The following is a 20,799-nucleotide window of genomic DNA, read 5'->3' on the forward strand; positions in this document are numbered from 1 at the left end:
TAAACGAGTTCAGGCACAGGTCCCTTGGCGCGATTGAAGTCTGTGACATGCTCTCAGAGGACGCCACGATTCCCTGGGAGCGCGGAACCCGCACGGTTCAACTCAGCGATGATTCGGGCCGCACAACGGACATGACGGTATGTCTTCCAACCTACCGACCCGGAACACGACTCGGGGCTGTCGTGTGTCTCCATGGTGCCGGCAGCCGCGGGGATGAGTTGTGCGCTTACTTCCATGGCGTCGCTCAAGCGGCGAACGTGGCAGTGATTTGCCCGACAGCGGGAGTTGCGCCGGACAAAACATCGAATCTTGAACTCGCCGGACTGCTGGGTCGGCGGTTCAGGCACGCAAGATGGATTCCCACATACGGCGACTTTCCGATGCAGGCGTTACGTTGGGCGCGCTCAACGCTCGGGGTGGATCCCGATCGCTGCGCAATCATCGGCCACTCGATGGGTGCGATCGCGACCTGGGCCCTGGCCATGCGTTTTACGCATGCATTCTCCGCTGCGCTACCCATTGCCGGTGCGGCTTCCATGTGGGAGATGTTTGGGCCCGACCGCGAAACCGACGCGCTGCTTCCTAATTTGCGCAAGCTTCCCTTGTTCGTGGTTCATGGTGCAGCCGACACCCAGATACCGATAGAAATGTGTCGCGGTCTTATGTCGAGACTGCAGGCGATGGGACACCGAGACTTCGCATACGTTGAAATTCCCGACGGTGAACACCCGCTTGCCACGATGCAAATGACGGCTGGTGTCCCGCACTATGATCGAATGGTGAGCTGGCTGTTTCGACGACATCGCCAGAGATGGCCGATGCATGTGGAGCACCAGGCGGTCGATGAAAGTCACGGCCGCGCGCATTGGATCGAGTTGCGCGCTATCGAGCGCGGTCCGACCGCATCGGTTGTCGGCCGAATCCTCACCGGTGAGCTCATTCAGATTGAAGTCTCGGGAGCGAGACAGCTAAGACTTCACTTGCACCACGAACTCGTTAAACCCGGCGATATCACTGTAGCGGTCAATGGCAAGCGCATTCCGATTCGCTTTTCTCCAACGCTTCACGACATCGTTCGGTCATTCATCGGAAACGTCGATCCCGGATTAGTGGCAGAGCAAGTCATCGCACTTGATCTCGGGACCGAGAGCGGACAGTGGAGGGTCGATTAGATGCCTGGCAGATCCGAGCTGAGAGGCTATCTCCTTGCGCGCGGCGCAGAGCAGGAGGAGCTATTCAAACTGGCGCGCGCCGCTCGCCTCGAGCGCTTCGGCGACGAAGTCGTATTGCGAGGAGTGGTCGAGATCACCAATACCTGCCGCGTGAACTGCGATTATTGCCCCATGCGACGCGACAACGCTTCACACAACGAGCGCTTTTCATTGTCGAGCGAAGAGATAGTTCGGTCTGCTCGCGCCGTTCGACAGTTGGGGATCAACGTAGTCATGCTTCAGGGCGGCGAGACGACTTCCATATTGCTTGCCGTCGAGGAAGCCATACCCGCAATCGTCGATTTGTTCGACGGACAGGTCGAAATACTACTCAATCTGGGTTGCTTCCGACGTGAGCGATATGTGCGGCTACGTGAACTGGGCGCCACCAGCTATATCCTCAAGCATGAAACCAGTGATGCCGAACTGCACCATAGGCTTCGACACGAGTCCTTGCGGTACAGGCTCTCGTGCTTGCGTGAGCTCATCGGCCTCGGTTACAGGGTGGGTACCGGCATCATCTCCGGTCTCCCCGGGCAGTCCATCGACAGCATTCTTGACGACTTGGAGCTGGCTGGCGAGCTCGGTGTTGATATGTGCAGCGTCAGCCCGTTTATTCCGGCGAGCGACACACCTCTTGGCAGCGTGAGTCCCGGCGACGTGGATCTCGCGTTGAATATCATCGCATGCCTGCGCCTCGCCTATCCGACAATCCTGATTCCGTCCGTCAGCGCGCTAGAACGTGCCGGAGTGGCCGGCCAGAGCCGTGGACTTCAGGCAGGGGCCAATGTGCTCACCGTCAACTTCTCCCCGGCCGAACGACGGGACAGCTACCTGATCTATGGAAGAAGTCGTTTCGTGGTAACCGTCGACCATGTTCACGAAATCGTTCGATCCGCGGGGCTGCGCACGCGCGGTTCGCTGTACGTGACGTTGCCGCTCGAGGCGGCTCGTGGGACCTCATCCGCGAAAGAGCCTCAATATCCTGTCGAAAAGTTGTGACTCGCAACCTTCGTACTCCATGGAACCGCCCAACCTATCTCATGCCAATGATCGGGCTGTCGAGCGATACCGGGCCTTGACCGAAAACGCAGACCCGAACCATTCCGACAGTCGACGGTGCCTGGCCGACATGGCGTGCCGTTCCGGCGCATGCATCGATGCATCGCCGGTGGGTGAGCGGAACGGATTCGTGTCGATTCTCTCTCGATGCCTCGATGAGGCACACGTTCGTGCAGCAGACGTCGTGGCGCTCGAGGGGCTATCCGCGGCCGAGACGCTGATGGCGATGGTCGCGGCGTGGCGCGTCGAAGCGATTCCCTTTCCGGTGCCTCATGGCATGCCAATTCCCTATTGCGATTTCGTCGTGACAGCCGGACCTCGTGTCGCTCCTGGAAATGGCATGCCGGATCATAGGGGCCTTGCGCAGACAGCGATGTTGCATCTGACATCAGGTTCGACCGCTCACCCAAGGGTTGTCAGGCGCAGCGTCGCCAGCGTGCTGATCGAGGCAGCTGGGTATGAGCGTGGCTTGTGCCTGAGGCGATCGGATGCAGTGCGTGTCCCGGTGCCTGTTACGCATTCGTTCGGGTCAGGTGTCGCGGTCAGTTCGCTCCTCTGCGGCTGTCACGTTCTCGTCGATCCCGTCCGGATACCGTCTCGTCTTGCTGCGGAAGTGGACGCAGGTGGAATTTCTACGCTGGTGCTGACACCACCGCTTGCACGGCTGGTGACAGAGACTCGTCCGCTGGGCCCCCCGAGATTGGTGACTGCCCTTGTGGGTGCCGGAACTATGACCGATGAGTTGAGCCGCCGTTTTAGGGAACGGTTTGGAATTTCGCCCACGTTTGGGTACGGCTCCACCGAAACCGGTGGAACCTTTATTGGCTTGGCGGGAATCGGCAATCCGATCGACGCCATTGACATCGTGGAGCCGGCGCCGGGATCGGCGGGTGAACTTGTGCTTCGGCTGCCGTCACCCTTGTCAGGGTATGTGGGAGAAACGCCTCCATCGAACCGCGAATGGAGAACCGGTGACCTGGTGGATCGAACAATCGGCGGCGTCGTTCACTATGTCGGGCGCAAGGCGGGTCCGTTGCGGGTCAATGGTCGGTTTGTCGATATTGCGCCGTATGAGGCCGCGCTTTCCGCCCTCCCTGATGTTCAGGCCGTGGCCTTTCTCGCTCTGCCGGGTATCGTGCGCCCAGAGATCGAGGAGCTATACGCTGTTGCCGAGAGCCGGAATCTTGTGGCCGGACAGGTGATCGCGGTGCTAGACCCGCTTGCCCGTTCCGGTGTTGCGTGTCGGGCGTTCATCGTCGAGCAGCTTCCGCGCAACGAGGTTGGAAAGCTCGATCGCCGTGAATTGGTTCGCATGATTCGAGGTGGCTATACATGAATGCGCCGGGCTCACCGTTTTGCCGAGTAACTCCGTCGGCCAGCGTCGAAATATGCGTCGGTCTCATCGCCAGACTCCTCTTCCTGCCCGAGCCTCGACCGGCGGGTAGACCTTCGTTCGCTGAATTTCTATTCTCGCCTGCAATGCGCTATGACGAACTCAAGAATCTTGGGGTCGACTCTCTTGCATGGATGACGCTTCTCACCGATCTGGAGGATCTGCTTCGCATCCGATTTGACGATGCTCTACTACTGGCCGACACGATTTCGGTGAACGATGTGGCACAGGTCATGGCAGAAGTATTGCACCGGGACGAAGCCAGTCGCGATCTCCCCGGCGGTGAGGTCAGGCGGGCCTCTTCGTGTGGCGAGCGATACTGGATCATCGATGACTTTCTCTCTGTCGATGAATTCGCTGCACTCAAGGAAACCATGTGTAATGCGAAATACACGAGAATCGCCAGTGTGGTTTCCCCGGCTCTGGATGGCTTTGCGCTTCGCTCGAGCGGCAAGGTGTTGGCGCATGACACGCACGCGCCCCCAGGTGACCCTGATGCTCCCATCGCTTCGATCCTTCGAGCCGTTCGCGATACGCCGACAGTATATGGTCGGGCGGGCGAAGATTGGACCATCGTCAGCTTCGCATTCTGGCAGTATCCGCCCGGCGCTCGGCTCGGTTGGCACAATGACACCGGAGAAGGACGATGCGGCGAGTTTGTTCTCTATCTACATGAGGAATGGGGGCCATCGTGGGGCGGGGAACTGATGCTTCTCGACCGGGATCTCGGCGTGGGCGCCAGCGCGTCGGGGAACCCGGCTTTCGCTCTCGAAGCCGCATTAAATCAGTCTCAATCCGAACTAACGGCGATAGTGCCGCGCCCCAATCGGCTGGTGATGATCAAGGCGGGAACGGCACATTTTATCAATAGAGTGGACGCTTCGGCGGGTGATGCACGGAGGTGTTCGTTGACCGGATTTGCTTCAAAACGTGTGCGCGATCAGCTCGACCCTGAATCGAGACTGGAGCGGCTGGGCGTATTGATGGGATGGCGTCCGAAAGTCCAGGTATCTTGAGCGCGAGTATCAAACCGGAGCCGTGTCACTGATGAACCAATGGATCCCAGATGCGTTGTCCAGCCTGGAAGCATGGACCGCCGAGAAGGGCATCGAGCGGCAATCGATTCGCCGGATTCTCGATGGACTCGCGATAACCGCGCGCGACGAGATCGCTGGACATGCGAGGTGCCAAAGACCCAAGGTGTATTTTCCCGATCTTGCGACCAGGGAATGGTGGGATAGAGAGGAATTTTCGTGGAGCGAAGCAATCGAATTTGCGGCACCGCGGATCCTGGAAGAATTGGAAAGCGCAGGCGGCGTGGAAATGGGCGAGACTGAAGATAGCTCAAAGGTGCTGGGCCGTTGGTCCGTGCGCTATCTCTCGTGTATGGGACGTCCTGACCGTGAGAATGCCAAAGCCTTTCCCATGACGCTGCAGGCGCTGGCACCGATTTCCGGCGCAACGTCCGCGGGTATGACTTATTTCTCGGTAATCGCAGGCGGCACGCACATTCTGCCTCACTACGGCTTTACTAATGCCCATCTACGCTGTCACTTACCGTTGGTCACAAACGAAAGGTCCAGAATTCGCGTCGGTGAAGAGATTCGAACGTGGCGACGGAACGAGGTGTCGATATTTGACGATACGTTCGAACATGAGGTGTGGAACGAGGCGGAGGAACCCCGCGTCATTTTGCTCTTTGACATTTTCCACCCCGCACTTAGTGGTTTTGAAGTCGACGCTCTGACACTTGTGATGCGCACGATTCGCCAACATCATATGCGTCCCCATTGGCGTTCCCTTTTAACCGGGTTGGCCCCTGGCAAAATTCCTGACGATGATCAAAGTGTCCCAAAGTACTAGTTGGAGCCGGGGCACAGTCGCCAGGCCTCGGAATCGTTAGACTGTACGGTACCGTTGGAATGCGGCGTGAAACGCGGAACCTGTCGAATTTGGGGAAACGATAACTATGGACGTCGAGTCGATACGCCAAATGTCAAGGCGGCTGACGCCGAATGAAGTTTGCGCTGAGCTTCTCGCCCTCAGTGTTGTCGAGTATAGCTACTCGCCGGCCGCGATCATTACCGTTGAACTCCGTGCAGCGAGAGGCCGTATTACCGATACGGGAAGGGGCATGCGGCTTAAACCCGATCAAGGCTTTGAGCTTTCACATGCGGAGCGCGCACTTACAAGCTTCTATCCGTGTCTGCCGTCCAGGCCGGAAGTTGAATCGGTACTTCGCGAGCATATCTGGCATGAGCACGGTTCAGTGGGGCCAGCGCTTGCCAACTTTGCTTGTGCTTCCTTTCAGTTCATCAGCATGCGAGAAGGTCAAGCTTGGCAGCAGAACTATCGTTACGGTACACCGGTCGCCCCCCCAAAGAGGCTCGGCCGTGCGGACACGACCGGTACGACCATCGACTTTGAAACGACCGCGCCAATAGACTATGACGTGGTGGCTGAACTCGTGGATGTCCTGACTGCCCGTATCCCGGGCCTCCACATCGCTCTGCGGCCCGGCTGAGTATCTGGCTGGCGCTGCCCTGCGGCGCCAGCCAGATACTCAGCCGGTACACGACGGATTCACACCTTGGCAAACCAGTCGTTGCGCGTTGCGCAACGACCCTCCGAATAGCCGCCGGGAAACGCGTTGGCGACCTCGATGGCCGTTCAGGTACGACAAATCGAACACGAAATTGACGATACGGGCACTCTGCCTGCGATTGATCGCGTTCTGCAAACGTGATCGTGGGCGTCGCCCTATTCGACGGCAAACTGGCCTGGGCGAGCATCGCGATAAGCGGCCGGCGTTCAATGGCCAACGGCCATTCGGCAGGAATGTCGCCAACGGCAGCAACGGGTCGATTGTGGTCTGTAGAAGGTATAGAAAGCAAAGGTTTCCAGCGAACAACTTCCTTGTGTCCGGAAGTCCGAAAAGACCAGGCAACAGTTGCTTCTGTATCGAAACGTGCTCCTGCCGTGAGTGAAGCCAATTCATTCGAACTGTTTCGAATCGTCGCGTTCCGAACCCGATCGACGTCTGCCTCGGTTCACTTTTCCCGTCTACACCAGCGCTGCAAGTTCGCAAACGAAATTGACTGGCTATGCCCAATGGCTAACGTTCGCACAAGCCGCCAATATTTGGCGTTGGCGATGGTCTAATGGGAAGTGTTAGATGCTGATCGCGCGAGCGAGTGGACGCGACGCAACCAGTAAGCCTCGCCGAAGCATCGCCTTCTTCGAAACAGAAACAAAGGAGGAATCCAAAGCGTTGAAACGCCGCAGTAAACGAGCGCGGGCCGCAAGTGCTACCAACACTCACGACCCGCTGACCACAGCCAACTGAACAGGAGTTGCCCATGGCTAAGGCGAATGATAAAGCACGTCCCCCGATTACGGAACGCTTCGTGACGGTCCAGGAAATCTGGGGTGTTCCGAAAAACTACAGCGTCAGGCCCGAGACGTTTTATCCGTATATGAAGATCGGCGGAATGTGGCTGGTCAAAGACGTGGGTTTTGATCCGGGCAAAAAGGTGCGGATAGCGGTCGAGCCGGGAAGGCTGGTCATTACGTCGATGTGAGATAGGGCGGCCGCGCTGCACATCCGCTCGATTCATCAGGACGCGGATCAACCAATCGGCTAGTGTGGCGCGATCAACTACATCCAGACCGTGATCGCCGATGAATCGGCGATAGAAATGGCCGCGCAGACACCAACGCGCGGCCTAGCTAAACTTCAACTCTCGCAAAGGCGAGCCTCAACGCTGTATGCGACCGTGTCGCACGGAGTCGCACGCGCGCCGGGTAGGGCAGCCGTTATCGGCCACCACCAAACATCACCAAGCAATATTGCAAGAAGACCGCGACGTCCCCGCACCGCCCGTAGCCGTGCAATGGGAACCCGCACCGTCGTCATAGAACGTCCGCGTTTCCGGTTGCGGCACCGACGGATCGTACGGATTCGGCGCGCTGTGCGGACCGCGCGCTGCATCGAAAGGCCGCGTCGGCGCATACGGGCTCCTGCCGCCCGGAGCTTGTGACCCATTGGCCCGCAGATATTCATTCCAGTTCAACTCGAGCTGTTCGTGTCTAGGCAACGTGCGCCCGAAGCTATCACTCCCACCCGCACCGAGCGCGACGCGATTCGAAGGCCATACGGAACCGGCGGATTCATGTTCACCCGAGGGCTGCGGCTGAAGCGTATCGCCTGAAACCTGCAATGGCCGCGTATCAGGCGTATCGAACGGACTACGTTCGACCGGTGCCGCGTACTTCACGCGCGGCGTCGTCCGTGTCGCGCGCCCATTATCCCGAGCCGCGGCCCGACGTTCCGAGCGAAACACATTGGCACTGCCTGAACGATCGACCAGCGAATCGCGGCCCGAAGCGGCGGCGGCAGAAACAGAAAGCGCACAAGCAAGCGCGGCAGCGGAAGAAAAACGGAGAGGAGGATTCATCGGGATCCGAACCGGGTGATATGCAATGAGAGAAAAAACGGCAGATCACTGGCTGGCGGCTGGGCGACGGAGGGGCGTCGAAGCGGCCCTGAAGCGACTACGAGGCGCGGCGGACGCGACACGCAGGAAGGCTGGCTGGATTGCAGAGGCGAGTTCGAATTATTTCATAAAAATAACAACAAGCTTTCGTGTCGGCCTAATGTGTCAGAAGACAGAAGGATTGACCGCTTCAACCCAGCGCCCCGCATCGGTGCACGCCAACGCAATCCTCAGTCGATTGATTTAAATACATCGGACCCTATAAACCAAAAAGATCACACACCGCGAGTCCAAAAATCGCCAAACACCTTATCCAGAAAGGAACAGCCCCATCAACCCACCCAAAATCGCAACCCGATTGCACCCACGGCAAACGTTGCCACCCCCCACCCAGTTGCTCCCAGAGCGCCACCCCAACCCCGGTAAGTTTCTCCGTGTTTTCCCTCATAGAGCAGGCATTTTTGACAGACGATTTAAAAACGCCCATATAATTTCGGCTGCCTTGCCAACGGCTGTCGGACCATCCCTCCGAACTAGCGATTTGGCAAGCGGGGCAGGCGAAACGCTTGCGCAATGCAAGACGCATCACGATGTCTTTCCGAACCAGACGTCCCCTTCGGGGACTGCAAGAGCCGGGCCCCGCTACGCATCATCCATCCGCAGGTCCGTCTTCATGTGTCTCGGGCGTGTCCCATGTCCTCGCCCCGGGTGCTGTTCGATTGCGCAAGTCATGCCGCCTTTGCCCGTATGACTAACAACATCGAGGAGCTCCTGATGACGCTGTCCCGTCTTACGTCCATTTCCGTCGCCGCCGTGCTGTTCGCCGCCGGCGCCGCCGCCGCGCAAGCGGAAACCGTGAAGATCGCCATCGCTGGTCCGATGAGCGGCTCGGTCGCCCAATACGGCGACATGGTGAAGGCCGGCGCGCTGACCGCGATCGAACAGATCAACGCGGCAGGCGGTGCGGGCGGCAACAAGTTTGAAGTCGTCATGATGGACGACGCGTGCGAACCGAAGCAGGCCGTCGCCGTCGCCAACAAGATCGTCAGCCAGAAGATCAAGTACGTGATCGGCCACGTGTGCTCGGGTTCGACGATCCCGGCATCCGACATCTACGAGAACGAAGGCATCGTGATGGTCACGCCGTCGGCCACCGCGCCGCAGCTGACCGAAGGCAAGAAGCGCCACTTCATCTTCCGCACGATCGGCCGTGACGACCAGCAAGGCCCGGCCGCCGCGCACTACATCATCAACAACGTGAAGCCGAAGAAGGTCGCGATCCTGCACGACAAGCAGTCGTACGGCCAGGGCATCGCGTCGTCGGTGAAGAAGGACCTCGAAGCCGCGAAGATCCCGGTCGTCCTGTTCGAAGGCATCAACGCCGGCGATTCGGACTACTCGGCGATCATCACGAAGCTGAAGTCGCAAGGCGTGGATTTCGTCTACTTCGGCGGCTACCACCCGGAAATGGGCCTGCTGATGCGCCAGGCGCGCGAGCAGGGCGTGAAGGCAACGTTCATGGGGCCTGAAGGCGTAGGCAACAAGGACGTGACGGCGATCGCCGGCCCGGCTTCGGAAGGCATGCTGGTCACGCTGCCGGCGGACTTCTCGGCCGACCCGGCCAACGCAGGCCTCGTGAAGGCCTTCGCGGACAAGAAGCGCGACCCGAACGGCCCGTTCCAGATGCCGGCGTACGCAGCGGTGAAGATCATCGCCGACTCGATCGCGGGCGCCAAGACGACCGACCCGACGAAGGTCGCCGCGTACATGCACAAGACGACGTTCGACACGCCGATCGGCAAGGTCGCGTACGACGCACCGGGCGACCTGAAGGCATTCAAGTTCGTCGTCTACACGTGGCACAAGGACGCGACGAAGACCGCCGCCAAGTAACACGGAGTACCCGCCCGCGCACCCGCCCTGTCCGAGACCCGGACGGGGCGCGTGCGTATTGGTCGCGCATCCGCCCAGCGCGCGGCCAAGGGGCGGCCCGAGACGACACCGTGCGTTGCGCGCGGCCGAACGCCGTGATCCGGCGACGGCATGCGACCCAGCGCCAACGGGAGCTTCCCGCACATGACTGACTTCTTTCCTCAATTCGCCCAGCAGCTGGTCAACGGCCTGACGCTGGGTGCGATCTATGCGCTGATCGCCATCGGCTATTCGATGGTCTACGGCATCATCGGCATGATCAACTTCGCCCACGGCGAGATCTACATGATCGGCGCGTACGTGGGCCTCGTGACCCTCACGGCAATCGGCATCTCCGCCGGCTATCCGCTGCCGCTCGTGCTCGGCGCCGCACTGATCGTGTCGGTGATCGTCACCGGGCTGTACGGCTTCGCGGTCGAGCGCGTCGCGTATCGTCCGCTGCGCGGCGGCCCGCGCCTGGTGCCGCTGATCTCCGCGATCGGCATGTCGATCTTCCTGCAGAACTACGTGCAGATCGGCCAGGGCGCGCGCGACGTGTCGGTGCCGGTGCTGATCTCCGGCGCGTTCGAGATCCATCTCGGCGGCGACTTCGACGTGACCGTCCCGTATGCGCGCCTGCTGATCGTCTGCGTGACGATCGTGCTGATGATCGCGCTCACGCTGTTCATCTCGCATTCGCGGATGGGCCGGGCGTGTCGCGCGTGCGCCGAGGACATGAAGATGGCGAACCTGCTCGGCATCGACACGAACCGCGTGATCTCGTTCACGTTCGTGCTCGGCGCGATGCTGGCCGCCGTCGGCGGCGTGCTGATCGGGCTGACGATCGGCAAGCTGAATCCGTATATCGGCTTCGTCGCGGGCATCAAGGCGTTCACCGCCGCAGTGCTCGGCGGGATTGGCAGCATCCCGGGCGCGATGCTCGGCGGCGTGCTGCTCGGCCTTGCTGAAACCTTCGCCGCGGGCTACATGCCGGCCGAGTACAAGGACGTGGTCGCGTTCGGCCTGCTCGTGCTGATCCTGCTCTTCCGCCCGACCGGCCTGCTCGGCAAGTCGGACATCGAAAAGGTCTGAGGGAGACGCAGATGAGTCAAGTCATTTCCATTCGCCGCCCGGCGGCCGACGCTTCGGTCGGCCAGGCGCTGAAGAATGCCGTGGCCGCCGCGCTCCTGACGGCGATCCTCACGATTCCGGTGCTCGGCCTGCAGTTGAAGCTCGAAGGCTATCAGGTGGTGCTGACGCCGCACTGGCGCCCGGTGTGGATCGCGGTCGCGGCCGTGTTCCTGTTCCAGCTGTTCAAGCCGTGGCTCGTGCGCGCGAAATCGGCGGTGAAGCTGCCGGCGGCGCCTGCGATGGGCGCGCAGCAGCAGCGCGCGATCATCTGGGTGCTGCTCGCGGTCGGGCTGGTGTGGCCGTTCTTCGGCTCGCGCGGCGCGGTGGACGTCGCGACGCTCGCGCTGATCTACGTGATCCTCGGCCTCGGGCTGAACATCGTGGTCGGCTTCGCGGGGCTGCTGGATCTCGGCTATGTCGGGTTCTACGCGGTCGGCGGCTATACGTACGCGATGCTGAACCAGTATTTCGGGCTGTCGTTCTGGGCGTGTTTGCCGATCGCGGCGATCGCGGCGGCGACGTTCGGCTTCCTGCTCGGCTTCCCGGTGCTGCGCCTGCGCGGCGACTATCTCGCGATCGTCACGCTCGGCTTCGGCGAAATCATCCGCCTGCTCGCGAACAACCTGACGAGCCTCACGGGCGGCCCGGACGGCATCTCGAGCATTCCGAAGCCGACGGTGTTCGGCTTCGAGATGGCGCGCTCGGCGAGCGTCGAAGGCGCGAAGACCTTCCATGAACTGATCGGGCTGGAATACAGCGGCGAGCACATGGTGATCTTCCTGTACCTGATCGCGCTGGTGCTGGTCGGCTTCACGCTGTTCGTGACGAGCCGCCTGATCCGCATGCCGATGGGCCGCGCATGGGAAGCGCTGCGCGACGACGAGATCGCATGCCGTTCGCTGGGTCTGAACCCGACGCGCATCAAGCTGTCGGCGTTCACGCTCGGCGCGGCGTTCGCGGGCATCGGCGGCGCGTTCTTCGCGGCGCGTCAGGGCCTCGTGAATCCTGAATCGTTCACCTTCATCGAATCGGCGCTGATTCTCGCGATCGTCGTGCTCGGCGGGATGGGCTCGCAGCTCGGCGTGATTCTCGCGGCGATCCTGCTGACCGTGCTGCCGGAAGTCGCGCGCGGCTTCGCCGAGTACCGGATGCTGATCTTCGGTCTGGTGATGGTGTTGATGATGATGTGGCGTCCGCAGGGCCTGCTGCCCGCGAGCCGTCCCCACGTGGAGCTGCCGCAATGAGCGCGAACGCAGAATTGTTGAAGGTCGCCGGGCTGCAGATGCGCTTCGGCGGGTTGCTCGCGGTGGACGGCATCGATTTCGACGTGCGCCGCAACGAGGTGTTCGCGATCATCGGGCCGAACGGCGCGGGCAAGACCACGGTGTTCAATTGCGTCGGCGGTTTCTACAAGCCGACCGGCGGCGACGTCGTGCTCGACGGCCACGCGATTGGCGGGCTGCCGAGCCACCAGATCGCGGTGAAGGGCCTGGTGCGCACGTTCCAGAACATCCGCCTGTTCAAGTCGCTGACGGTTGTCGAGAACCTGCTGGTCGCGCAGCATCGCAAGGTGAAGTCGGGGCTGCTGCCGGGCCTCTTCTCGACGCCCGCGTATCGCCGCGCCGAGCAGGAAGCGCTCGAGCGCGCGGCCGTGTGGCTCGACCGGATGGGGCTGACGTCGGTCGCCAACCGGCCGGCCGGCACGCTGTCGTACGGGCACCAGCGGCGTCTGGAGATCGCGCGCTGCATGATCACCGAGCCGCGCCTCTTGATGCTCGACGAGCCGGCGGCCGGTCTCAACCCGCAGGAAAAAATCGAGCTGCAGCACCTGATCGACACGCTGCGCCACGAGTTCGGCGTATCGGTGCTGCTGATCGAACACGACATGAGCCTCGTGATGGGCGTATCGGACCGCATCCTCGTGATGGAGCACGGCCGGCCGATCGTGATCGGCACGCCGGAAGCGGTCCGCAACGACCCGCGCGTGATCAAGGCGTATCTGGGGGAAGAGTGATGCTGAAGCTGGAACAGGTCCATACGCACTACGGCGCGGTCGAGGCGCTCGCGGGCGTGTCGATCGAGGTGAACAAGGGCGAGATCGTCACGCTGATCGGCAGCAACGGCGCCGGCAAGACGACGCTGATGATGACCGTGTGCGGCACGCCGCGCGCATCGTCGGGCCGCGTGCTGTTCGAGGGCAACGACATCACCGCGATGTCGACGCACCAGATCATGCGGCAGGGGATGGCGATCTCGCCGGAAGGGCGGCGCGTGTTCCCGAGCCTGACGGTGCTCGAGAACCTGAAGATGGGCGGCTTCTTCGCGAGCCGCCACGAGATCGACGACGGCATCGAGCACGTGTTCAAGCTGTTTCCGCGCCTGAAGGAACGCGCGGCGCAGCGGGCCGGCACGATGTCGGGCGGCGAGCAGCAGATGCTGGCGATCGGCCGCGCGCTGATGAGCAAGCCGCGCCTGCTGCTGCTCGACGAGCCGACGCTTGGTCTCGCGCCGCTCGTGATCGCGCAGATCTTCGACATCATCCGGACGATTCGCGACGAGGGCGTCACGGTGTTCCTGGTCGAGCAGAATGCGAACAAGGCGCTGGGTGTGGCCGATCGCGGCTACGTGCTCGAAACGGGGCGCGTGGTGCTCGCCGATACGGGCGCGAACCTGCTCGCGAACGACCGGATCAAGCAGGCGTACCTCGGCGGTTGACGAGGGAAGCCGCCGGCCTGCAACGGGCCGGCGGTCTACCGGAATTTTGTAGCTGATTCGGCTTCGATCGTAGCGAATTCGGCTACATTCCGACAGAAACTTGCGCGGTCAGTCTGGAACGTTTGTGCACATCCAGCGACAGGCGGACGGCGTCATCCGGTACGCGCGGCGGAACCAGCGACCCAGGTGGCTCTGGTCGGAGAAACCGGCATTCGCGGCATCCGCGGCGGCCTCGGCCGGCGTGCGGCCGGCCGCGAGCAACCGGCGCGCGGCGCGCAGGCGCAGATGCACCACGTATGCGTGCGGCGACGTGCCATACGCGGACTGGAACAGCCGCGTGAGCCGGAAGCGGTCGATGCCGGCGCGCGCGGCTACTGGCCGCCGCCATACAACTCGTTGAGACGCTGGAGTTCCCCCGACTTCTGCATACGCAAGTATTCCTGCTTCACTTGCGCGCGCGTGAGCCCGGTCGGTCCGCCCGCCTGCGAGCCGGCGCTGGGCATGCTGCCCATCGACGTCGCGCTGATCGCCGCGTTGGACGGCTTGCTCGACGCCGCCGCGGCGCCCTCGTCCTGAGCCCGAGCGAGCCCCGATGCGCCCACCACACAGATGACGGCCACTGCCGCCTTGTACATGCTCTTCATCGTGGCACCTCACATGAAAAAGCGATGCAACCACCACCACGCGACCGACGCGGATTCCGCAACGTCCGCGTAGGTCGACACGCCGCATGCGTGCGGCTGATTCCGCCGCAATTGCATTGCGTCGGACAAATTCCGGATGTCGAACGCCGCAATGGATTCGTCACGCACATGCAACCGGAATGGCGGAATGATAGAACCCGCGCGCCGGATTGACGCCCTCTTGAAAGGGGGTAAATGCCGTCGTTGTCATGTGGAATGTCTAAGCTGGATGGGTATCGCGGAACGTGTGAACGAATCCGGCGCACGCTCGAGGAGCGCATTCATGTCTGACAAGCACGTCGCGCTAACCAGTCATATTCGTCGGCTCTGTTCGCTCGCCGTCGAGCCGCATCTCGTCATTCCTCATGTGATTGAGGCGACCCGGCGCATCGTCGGTGCCGATTGGGGCATGTTCTTCTATGCCGACGAGCACTACGCAGTGTCGGACGTGTGCAGCGAAAACGATGCTGTGTACACATTATTGCCGACGTATTTCGCGAACATCCACAACACTTCCCGGCAGGAGGTGCTGGGCATCACGTTTTCCGATGCGATGCGCCGCGGGCGCGGTTTCGACAACAGCGCACACTACGACGATGCATTACTGTCGAGCGAGATGTATGCGGACCTGTGGCGGCCGGTGTCGATGCGCCACTGTCTCGAGCTGACCGCGACGGACGGCACGCGCGGCTGGGGCAGCCTGCTGCTGTCGCGCGCATCAGGCTGTCGTCCGTTCTCGGAACAGAACCATCGCGACATCGAACCCGTGGCACGGCATCTTGCCCATGCGCTGTCGCGGCCGGTGCAGCCAACGCTGCACGAATCGGAATGCAGCCAGTCCGCCATCATGGTGGTCGACGACGATGGCCGGCTCCTGCTGCACAACGCAGACAGCATCCGGATGCTGTCGCTCGCGACCGGCGAGCCGCTCGCGTTCTATCGTCACGAACGCTTGCCGGACTGGCTCACGCCGCTGCGATCGAACATCAACCGGATCTGGCGCGGCTATCCGGCGCCGCCCCCGACGGTCGAGCGTCGCAATAATGCAGGCCGTTTCCGGTTCATGGCCTATCGATGCACCGACGCGGCCGCAATGCAACGCGATTTCGCGATCGTGATCTATATCGAACACTTTCCGCCGCTCAAGCTGACGATCGAACGGCTCGGTTTCGCGTTCGGCCTGACCGAACGGCAGCGCGAACTCTGCGAGCAGCTCGTGCTGGGCCGCTCGCACAGCGAGATTGCGCGTGGCTTCGCGCTGCGCGACAGCACGGTCGTCGATCATGTTCGCAAGATCTATCGCAGGCTCAACGTACATAATCACGACGAGTTGCGCAGCTTGTTTCGGATCGGGAGGCATGACTAGGCGATGGGGCGCGCGGCGCGGCACGCCGCGTCCTGCTCGAACCTTGCCGCCCGCTGTGTGCGTGCGGCGTTGCGCTTGTCGTTCTGCTCGTCATTCTGTTACCGCGCGCGTCCAATCGCCTGTTCCAGCAGCGACAGCCCGAGATCGATTTCCGCTTCGCTGACCGTCAGCGGCGGCGCGATCCGGAACACGCCGCCCATGCCGGGCAACTGCACGATGTTCATGCTGAGCCCGAGGTTCATGCACTCGCGCGTGATCTTCGCGCCGAGGCCGTCCGCCGGTTCCTTCGTTCGCCGATCCTTGACGATCTCGACGCCGAGCAGCAGTCCGCGCCCGCGCACGTCGCCGATGCAGTCGAAGCGCTCCATCAGGTCGAGCAGCCCGCGCCGCAGCCGGTCGCCCATCACGTTCGCGCGCTGGACGAGGCCGTCGCGCTGCACCACGTCGAGTACGCGCAGGCCGACCGCGGCCGGCAGCGGGTCCGACACGTGCGTCGTGTAGAACAGGTAGCCGAGCTCGTGTGCGCGTTCCTCGATCTGTGCCGACGTGACGACGGCCGCGAGCGGTAGCCCGGCGCCAAGGGTCTTCGACAGCGTGAGGAGGTCGGGCGTCACGCCGTCTCGCTGGCACGCGAACATCGTGCCGGTGCGTCCGACGCCGGTTTGCGCTTCGTCGAGGATCAGCAGCATTCCGCGCTCCTCGCACTTGCGCTTGAGCGCCGCCATGTAGCCTTCGGGCAGTTCGATGATGCCGCCCGAACTCAGGATCGGTTCCGCGATGAACGCCGCGAGGTTGCCGCTCGACTGGCGATCGATCAGGTCGAACGCGTAATCGAGTTCGGCGAGATAGTCGTAGGTGCCGTTGCGTTCGAAGCGCGGCCGGTACGTGAACGGCGCCGGAATCGCGAACGAGCCGACGGCGGCCGGGCCGACGCCCTTGCGGCCGGCGCTGTATGTGGCCGACGCCGCGGCGCCCGTCATGCCGTGCCACGACTGCGCGAAGCCGACGATCTCGTACTTGCCGGTGACGAGCTTCGCCATCCGGATCGCCGCTTCGTTCGATTCCGCGCCGGTGCTCAGCAGCAGCGCGCGATCGAGCCCGGGCGGCGTGATGTCGGCGAGGCGCGTCGCGAGGTCGACGACGGGGCGCGACAGCATCCCGCTGAACAGGTGATCGAGCTTGCCCGCGTATTCGCTGATGACGGAGACGATCTCCGGGTGGCTGTGCCCGAGCACCGCGCTCATCTGGCCCGACGTGAAATCGAGGATCGCGCGGCCGTTGGCGTCGTAGACGAAGCTGCCTTGCGCGCGCTCGATGATCATCGGCTCGAACGTGCCGCCGTAGCGGATCAGGTGCTGCCTGGCGTTGTGCCAGAAGGTTGCGTCGTCGTTCAGGGACATCGGGCTTCTCCGGACAAGGGCAGGGATCGCTTGCAGTCTAGGCGCCGGTCTGGTTTTATGGAAACGAATAGTTCTTATGCAAGGTAGAAAAGGAGCTAATACCTTGGGACGCTCGCTCGAAATCGACCTGCTGCGCTCGTTCGTCGTCATCGCCGAGGTGCGTTCGTTGAGCCGCGCGGCGGCGCGGGTCGGCCGCACGCAGTCCGCGCTCAGCCAGCAGATGCGGCGGCTCGAGGAGAGTGTCGACCAGCCGCTGTTCCAGCGCACCGGCCGCGGCGTGCTGCTGACGCACCCCGGCGAGCGGCTGCTCGTGCATGCGCAGCGCATCCTGCGGCAGCACGACGAGGCGATGGCCGATCTGTGCGGCACGGGGTTGTCGGGCACCATCCGGTTCGGCTGCCCGGACGATTACGCGGCCGTGTTCCTGCCGTCGCTGCTGCGGCAGTTCTCGAGCCAGCATCCGCAGGCGATTGTCGAGGTCGTGTGCGGGCCGACGCCGCGGTTGCTTGAACACCTCGACAAGCGGGCGGTTGATCTCGCGATGATCTCGTTGCCGGACGATGGGTCGACGGACGATTTCATCCGTCGCGAGCAACTGGTCTGGATCGGTTATCCGGGGCTGGACGCCGCGCAGTTCGATCCGTTGCAGCTCGCGCTTTCCGATCCCGATACGCTCGATCACATCGCGGCCTGCGATGCATTGCAGCGCGCGGGCCGTGATTATCGCGTCGCGTATGCGAGCAGCAGCCTGGCGGGGCTGACCGCGCTGGTGCGTTCGGGGCAGGCGTTCGCGGTGATGACGCAGACGGCGGTGCCCGCCGATCTGGCGATCCTCGCCGGCGATCGCGGGTTGCCGCTGTTGCCGACGGTGGGCATTACGCTGCGGTTCGACCGGAAACGGCCGTCGCATTTGACGGCGGTGTTTGCGGAGCACATTCGGGCGGTGTTGCCGGTGCTGTAAGGACGGGGCAGTGCTTTTGCGTGATCGCTCGAGAAGCCGGCAACTCGGCAAACCATTCTGATGAGCGGACAGTCTCTCGTGTCGAGATACCCTGCGTATCCCGGATTCAAACGACATCGCGGCGAACACGGCACAAACAAAAAAACCGCGAAGCGTTGCGCTGTCGCGGTTTCTTGCAAATGCCCGAAACACGGTGAAAACCGTATCTGGTGCCGACGGCGAGACTCGAACTCGCACAGCTTTCGCCACTACCCCCTCAAGATAGCGTGTCTACCAATTTCACCACGTCGGCACTGCAGGGGCGCAATTCTAGCGTCACATTGTGCATTTGTGAAGGGGGTGTGACACGGTTGCGGGGGAGGCGAAAGCGATCCCGGTAAAATTCGCCGGATCGATCCGACGATCATCGCAACCGCAACCTGTTTCCTCCCCGTGACGACGACCCTCGAACAACTGCAGTCCGGCCAGCTGTCGGGCGCCCGGCAACTCAAGCTCGCGTGCGGGCTGACCGAATTCCCGCGCGAGATCTTCGATCTGGCGGACACGCTCGAAGTACTCGACCTGTCCGGCAATGCGCTGTCCGCGCTGCCGGACGACCTGTCGCGGCTGCATCGCCTGCGCATCCTGTTCGCGTCCGGCAACCGCTTCACCGCATTCCCCGAAGTCCTCGGCACGTGTGCGCAGCTCGACATGATCGGCTTCAAGGCGAACCGGATCCGCACGGTGCCGCGGGGTTCGCTGCCGCGCGCGCTGCGCTGGCTGATCCTGACCGACAACGAAATCGACGCACTGCCCGCCGACATCGGCGCTTGCTCGCGCTTGCAGAAGCTGATGCTCGCGGGCAACCGGCTGCGGGCGCTGCCCGCCGACATGGCGGGCTGCCGTGCGCTCGAACTGGTGCGCCTGTCGGCGAACCGGCTCGACGCGCTGCCGGACTGGCTGCTGCGCCTGCCGCGTCTCGCGTGGCTCGCGTCCGCGGGCAATCCGCTCGGCGCCGCGCCTGAAGCAGCGGCTTCGGCCGAGCCGGGCGTCGCGGACATCGACTGGACGTCGCTCACCTGCGGCCAGAAGCTCGGGGAAGGCGCATCGGGCGTCATCTACCGCGCGCAGTGGCGGGCGGACGGCCAGGCGCCGCGCGCGGTCGCGGTCAAGCTGTTCAAGGGCGCGGTGACGAGCGACGGCCTGCCCGACTGCGAAATGGCCGCCTGCCTGCATGCAGGGCGCCACCCGAACATGATTCCGGTGATCGGCAAGGTGCACGGCCATCCGGACGGCACGCACGGTCTCGTGATGGCGCTGGTCGATCCGGCGCTGACGAATCTCGCCGGGCCGCCGAGCTTCGCGTCCTGCACGCGCGACGTGTATGCGGCAGATGCGCGATTCGAGCCGGCAGCGGCGGTGCGGATCGCGCACGGCATCGCATCGGTCGCCGCCCATCTCCACGCGCGCGGCATCATGCATGGCGACCTGTACGCGCACAACATCCTGCGCGACGACGAGGGCGGCGCGCTGCTCGGCGATTTCGGCGCGGCGTCGGTCTACGACGTGAACGACCGCGAGCGCGCGGCGCGGCTCGAACGGCTGGAAGTCAGGGCGTTCGGCTATCTGCTCGGCGAGTTGCTCGACAGAAGCGAGCCGCGTGCGTGGCAGGGTTCGCCCGCACTCGAAGCGCTGGTTGCCGCGTGTCTGAACGAGGATATCGATGCGCGGCCGTCGTTCGACCGGATTGCGGCCGTGCTGGGCGCGTGGAAGGATTGACGATTCCGTCCGCGCTCCGGCGCCGGCAGGCGCCGTGCTGATGCTTATGCCTGCCGAGCGGTCAGCAGCCTGATCCCGAGACCGACGAACAGCAGCCCGCTGGCGCGCTTGGCCGCGCGGACGAACGGGCTGGCGCCGATGCCGTGATGAAGCCGGCGCACGCCGAACGAATAGACGCTGTGCACCACGACGACGGTGCATGCGATCGTCGCGTACATCACGACGAACTGCATCGCGAGCGGGCGATCGTGCGCGATGAACTGCGGCATGAACGCCGACACGAAGATCATCGTCTTCGGATTGCTGCCCGAGACGAACAGCGCTTCACGGAACAGCTTCCTGCGATCGGGCATGGCGGTCTCCGTTGCGCCGGTCGACGCAGCGGCCTTCCGGTCGCCGCGCAACTGCCGGATGCCCAGAAAGATCAGATACGCGGCACCGATGATCTTCATCGCGATGAACAACGGCGGCATTGCCGCCAGCACCGCGCCGACGCCGAGTGCGACGAGCACGACCACCACGGCCTGCGCGACGAGGTTGCCCGCGATCGTCGCGGCGGTGCCGCGTGACCCGTATCGCACCGTGTTGCGGATGACGAGCAGCACGTTGGGGCCCGGCGACAGCGTCGTGACGAGATAGGCTGCGGCAAACAGCATCCAGGTCTGAATGGACATGCGGCGCTCCGGGAGACGGGTTCGGCGATCGGGGTGAA

At 62.9% G+C, this 20,799-nt stretch carries 18 protein-coding genes, 1 tRNA gene and 1 pseudogene; 15 read left to right on the forward strand and 5 right to left on the reverse strand.

All coding sequences use genetic code 11. The features are described 5' to 3' along the window. Positions 1–47 precede the first annotated feature (47 nt). The 7 genes from DIE22_RS05115 to DIE22_RS05145 all read left to right on the forward strand — a co-directional run bounded on the left by DIE22_RS05115 (position 48) and on the right by DIE22_RS05145 (position 7,247). Positions 48–1,172: an alpha/beta fold hydrolase gene (locus DIE22_RS05115; protein WP_185640546.1), complete on the forward strand. Its 1,125-nt coding sequence runs from the start codon at positions 48–50 to the stop codon at positions 1,170–1,172. After that, positions 1,173–2,213 carry a radical SAM protein gene (locus DIE22_RS05120; protein ID WP_124604653.1) on the forward strand — a complete coding sequence of 347 codons (1,041 nt, stop codon included), beginning with the start codon at positions 1,173–1,175 and terminating at the stop codon, positions 2,211–2,213. It begins immediately after the preceding gene. A gap of 76 nt (positions 2,214–2,289) precedes the next feature. Next, positions 2,290–3,609: a class I adenylate-forming enzyme family protein gene (locus tag DIE22_RS05125; protein WP_185640547.1), complete on the forward strand. Its 1,320-nt coding sequence runs from the start codon at positions 2,290–2,292 to the stop codon at positions 3,607–3,609. Next, complete coding sequence (locus DIE22_RS05130) at positions 3,606–4,682, forward strand: 2OG-Fe(II) oxygenase (protein WP_124604655.1); 1,077 nt, start codon at positions 3,606–3,608, stop codon at positions 4,680–4,682. The genes DIE22_RS05125 and DIE22_RS05130 overlap by 4 nt, the downstream gene beginning before the upstream one ends. A gap of 31 nt (positions 4,683–4,713) precedes the next feature. Further along, positions 4,714–5,529, forward strand: a complete 816-nt coding sequence (locus DIE22_RS05135; RefSeq protein WP_124604656.1) for an aspartyl/asparaginyl beta-hydroxylase domain-containing protein — start codon at positions 4,714–4,716, stop codon at positions 5,527–5,529. Between the two features lie 106 nt (positions 5,530–5,635). Next, positions 5,636–6,190 (forward strand): hypothetical protein, encoded by a 555-nt coding sequence (locus DIE22_RS05140; RefSeq protein WP_124604657.1) that lies wholly within the window; start codon positions 5,636–5,638, stop codon positions 6,188–6,190. Between the two features lie 835 nt (positions 6,191–7,025). Next, positions 7,026–7,247 (forward strand): SymE family type I addiction module toxin, encoded by a 222-nt coding sequence (locus DIE22_RS05145; RefSeq protein ID WP_185640548.1) that lies wholly within the window; start codon positions 7,026–7,028, stop codon positions 7,245–7,247. 255 nt (positions 7,248–7,502) lie between these two features. Here DIE22_RS05145 and DIE22_RS05150 read toward each other — a convergent pair whose 3' ends face one another. Next, entirely contained in the window at positions 7,503–8,123 is a 621-nt protein-coding gene (locus tag DIE22_RS05150) for a hypothetical protein (protein WP_124604658.1), read from the reverse strand. Between the two features lie 813 nt (positions 8,124–8,936). On the opposite strand from DIE22_RS05150, the gene DIE22_RS05155 reads away from it, so the two are divergent. The 5 genes from DIE22_RS05155 to DIE22_RS05175 all read left to right on the forward strand — a co-directional run bounded on the left by DIE22_RS05155 (position 8,937) and on the right by DIE22_RS05175 (position 13,919). Further along, positions 8,937–10,055, forward strand: a complete 1,119-nt coding sequence (locus DIE22_RS05155) for a branched-chain amino acid ABC transporter substrate-binding protein (RefSeq protein ID WP_124495404.1) — start codon at positions 8,937–8,939, stop codon at positions 10,053–10,055. Between the two features lie 183 nt (positions 10,056–10,238). After that, a complete protein-coding gene (gene livH, locus DIE22_RS05160) occupies positions 10,239–11,165 on the forward strand; it encodes a high-affinity branched-chain amino acid ABC transporter permease LivH (RefSeq protein ID WP_034181013.1) in 927 nt (308 codons plus the stop codon). An 11-nt stretch (positions 11,166–11,176) separates the two neighbouring features. Beyond that, a complete protein-coding gene (locus DIE22_RS05165; protein ID WP_124495271.1) occupies positions 11,177–12,448 on the forward strand; it encodes a high-affinity branched-chain amino acid ABC transporter permease LivM in 1,272 nt (423 codons plus the stop codon). Then, the gene (livG, locus tag DIE22_RS05170; protein ID WP_124495272.1) at positions 12,445–13,218 is read left to right on the forward strand and encodes a high-affinity branched-chain amino acid ABC transporter ATP-binding protein LivG; all 774 of its coding nucleotides are present in this window, start codon (positions 12,445–12,447) and stop codon (positions 13,216–13,218) included. The genes DIE22_RS05165 and livG overlap by 4 nt, the downstream gene beginning before the upstream one ends. Next, positions 13,218–13,919 (forward strand): ABC transporter ATP-binding protein, encoded by a 702-nt coding sequence (locus tag DIE22_RS05175; protein WP_006484776.1) that lies wholly within the window; start codon positions 13,218–13,220, stop codon positions 13,917–13,919. Before livG ends, DIE22_RS05175 begins: the two co-directional genes overlap by 1 nt. Positions 13,920–14,027: 108 nt before the next feature. On the opposite strand, the pseudogene DIE22_RS05180 reads toward DIE22_RS05175, so the two are convergent. After that, positions 14,028–14,294 (reverse strand): annotated as a pseudogene (locus DIE22_RS05180) (helix-turn-helix domain-containing protein); the annotation flags it as partial. A gap of 456 nt (positions 14,295–14,750) precedes the next feature. Here DIE22_RS05180 and DIE22_RS05190 point away from each other — a divergent pair. Further along, entirely contained in the window at positions 14,751–15,968 is a 1,218-nt protein-coding gene (locus tag DIE22_RS05190; protein ID WP_260426614.1) for a helix-turn-helix transcriptional regulator, read from the forward strand. 98 nt (positions 15,969–16,066) lie between these two features. Here the strand turns inward: DIE22_RS05190 and DIE22_RS05195 are convergent, their stop codons facing one another. Then, on the reverse strand, positions 16,067–17,368 hold the full coding sequence (locus tag DIE22_RS05195; protein WP_124495276.1) for an aspartate aminotransferase family protein: 1,302 nt from the start codon (positions 17,366–17,368) through the stop codon (positions 16,067–16,069). Between the two features lie 76 nt (positions 17,369–17,444). Here DIE22_RS05195 and DIE22_RS05200 point away from each other — a divergent pair, with 76 nt between their 5' ends. Continuing rightward, positions 17,445–18,329 (forward strand): LysR family transcriptional regulator, encoded by an 885-nt coding sequence (locus tag DIE22_RS05200; protein ID WP_185640549.1) that lies wholly within the window; start codon positions 17,445–17,447, stop codon positions 18,327–18,329. A gap of 207 nt (positions 18,330–18,536) precedes the next feature. Here the strand turns inward: DIE22_RS05200 and DIE22_RS05205 are convergent. Continuing rightward, positions 18,537–18,621, reverse strand: a tRNA-Leu gene (locus DIE22_RS05205). 140 nt (positions 18,622–18,761) lie between these two features. Here DIE22_RS05205 and DIE22_RS05210 point away from each other — a divergent pair. Next, positions 18,762–20,087, forward strand: a complete 1,326-nt coding sequence (locus DIE22_RS05210) for a leucine-rich repeat-containing protein kinase family protein (RefSeq protein ID WP_124604660.1) — start codon at positions 18,762–18,764, stop codon at positions 20,085–20,087. Between the two features lie 44 nt (positions 20,088–20,131). On the opposite strand, the gene DIE22_RS05215 is transcribed toward DIE22_RS05210, so the two are convergent. Further along, positions 20,132–20,761: a LysE family translocator gene (locus tag DIE22_RS05215; protein WP_124495292.1), complete on the reverse strand. Its 630-nt coding sequence runs from the start codon at positions 20,759–20,761 to the stop codon at positions 20,132–20,134. Between the last annotated feature and the right edge of the window lie 38 nt (positions 20,762–20,799).

It is taken from the genome of Burkholderia sp. Bp9142, assembly GCF_003853415.1.
In the GTDB taxonomy this organism is placed as follows: Bacteria; Pseudomonadota; Gammaproteobacteria; order Burkholderiales; family Burkholderiaceae; genus Burkholderia.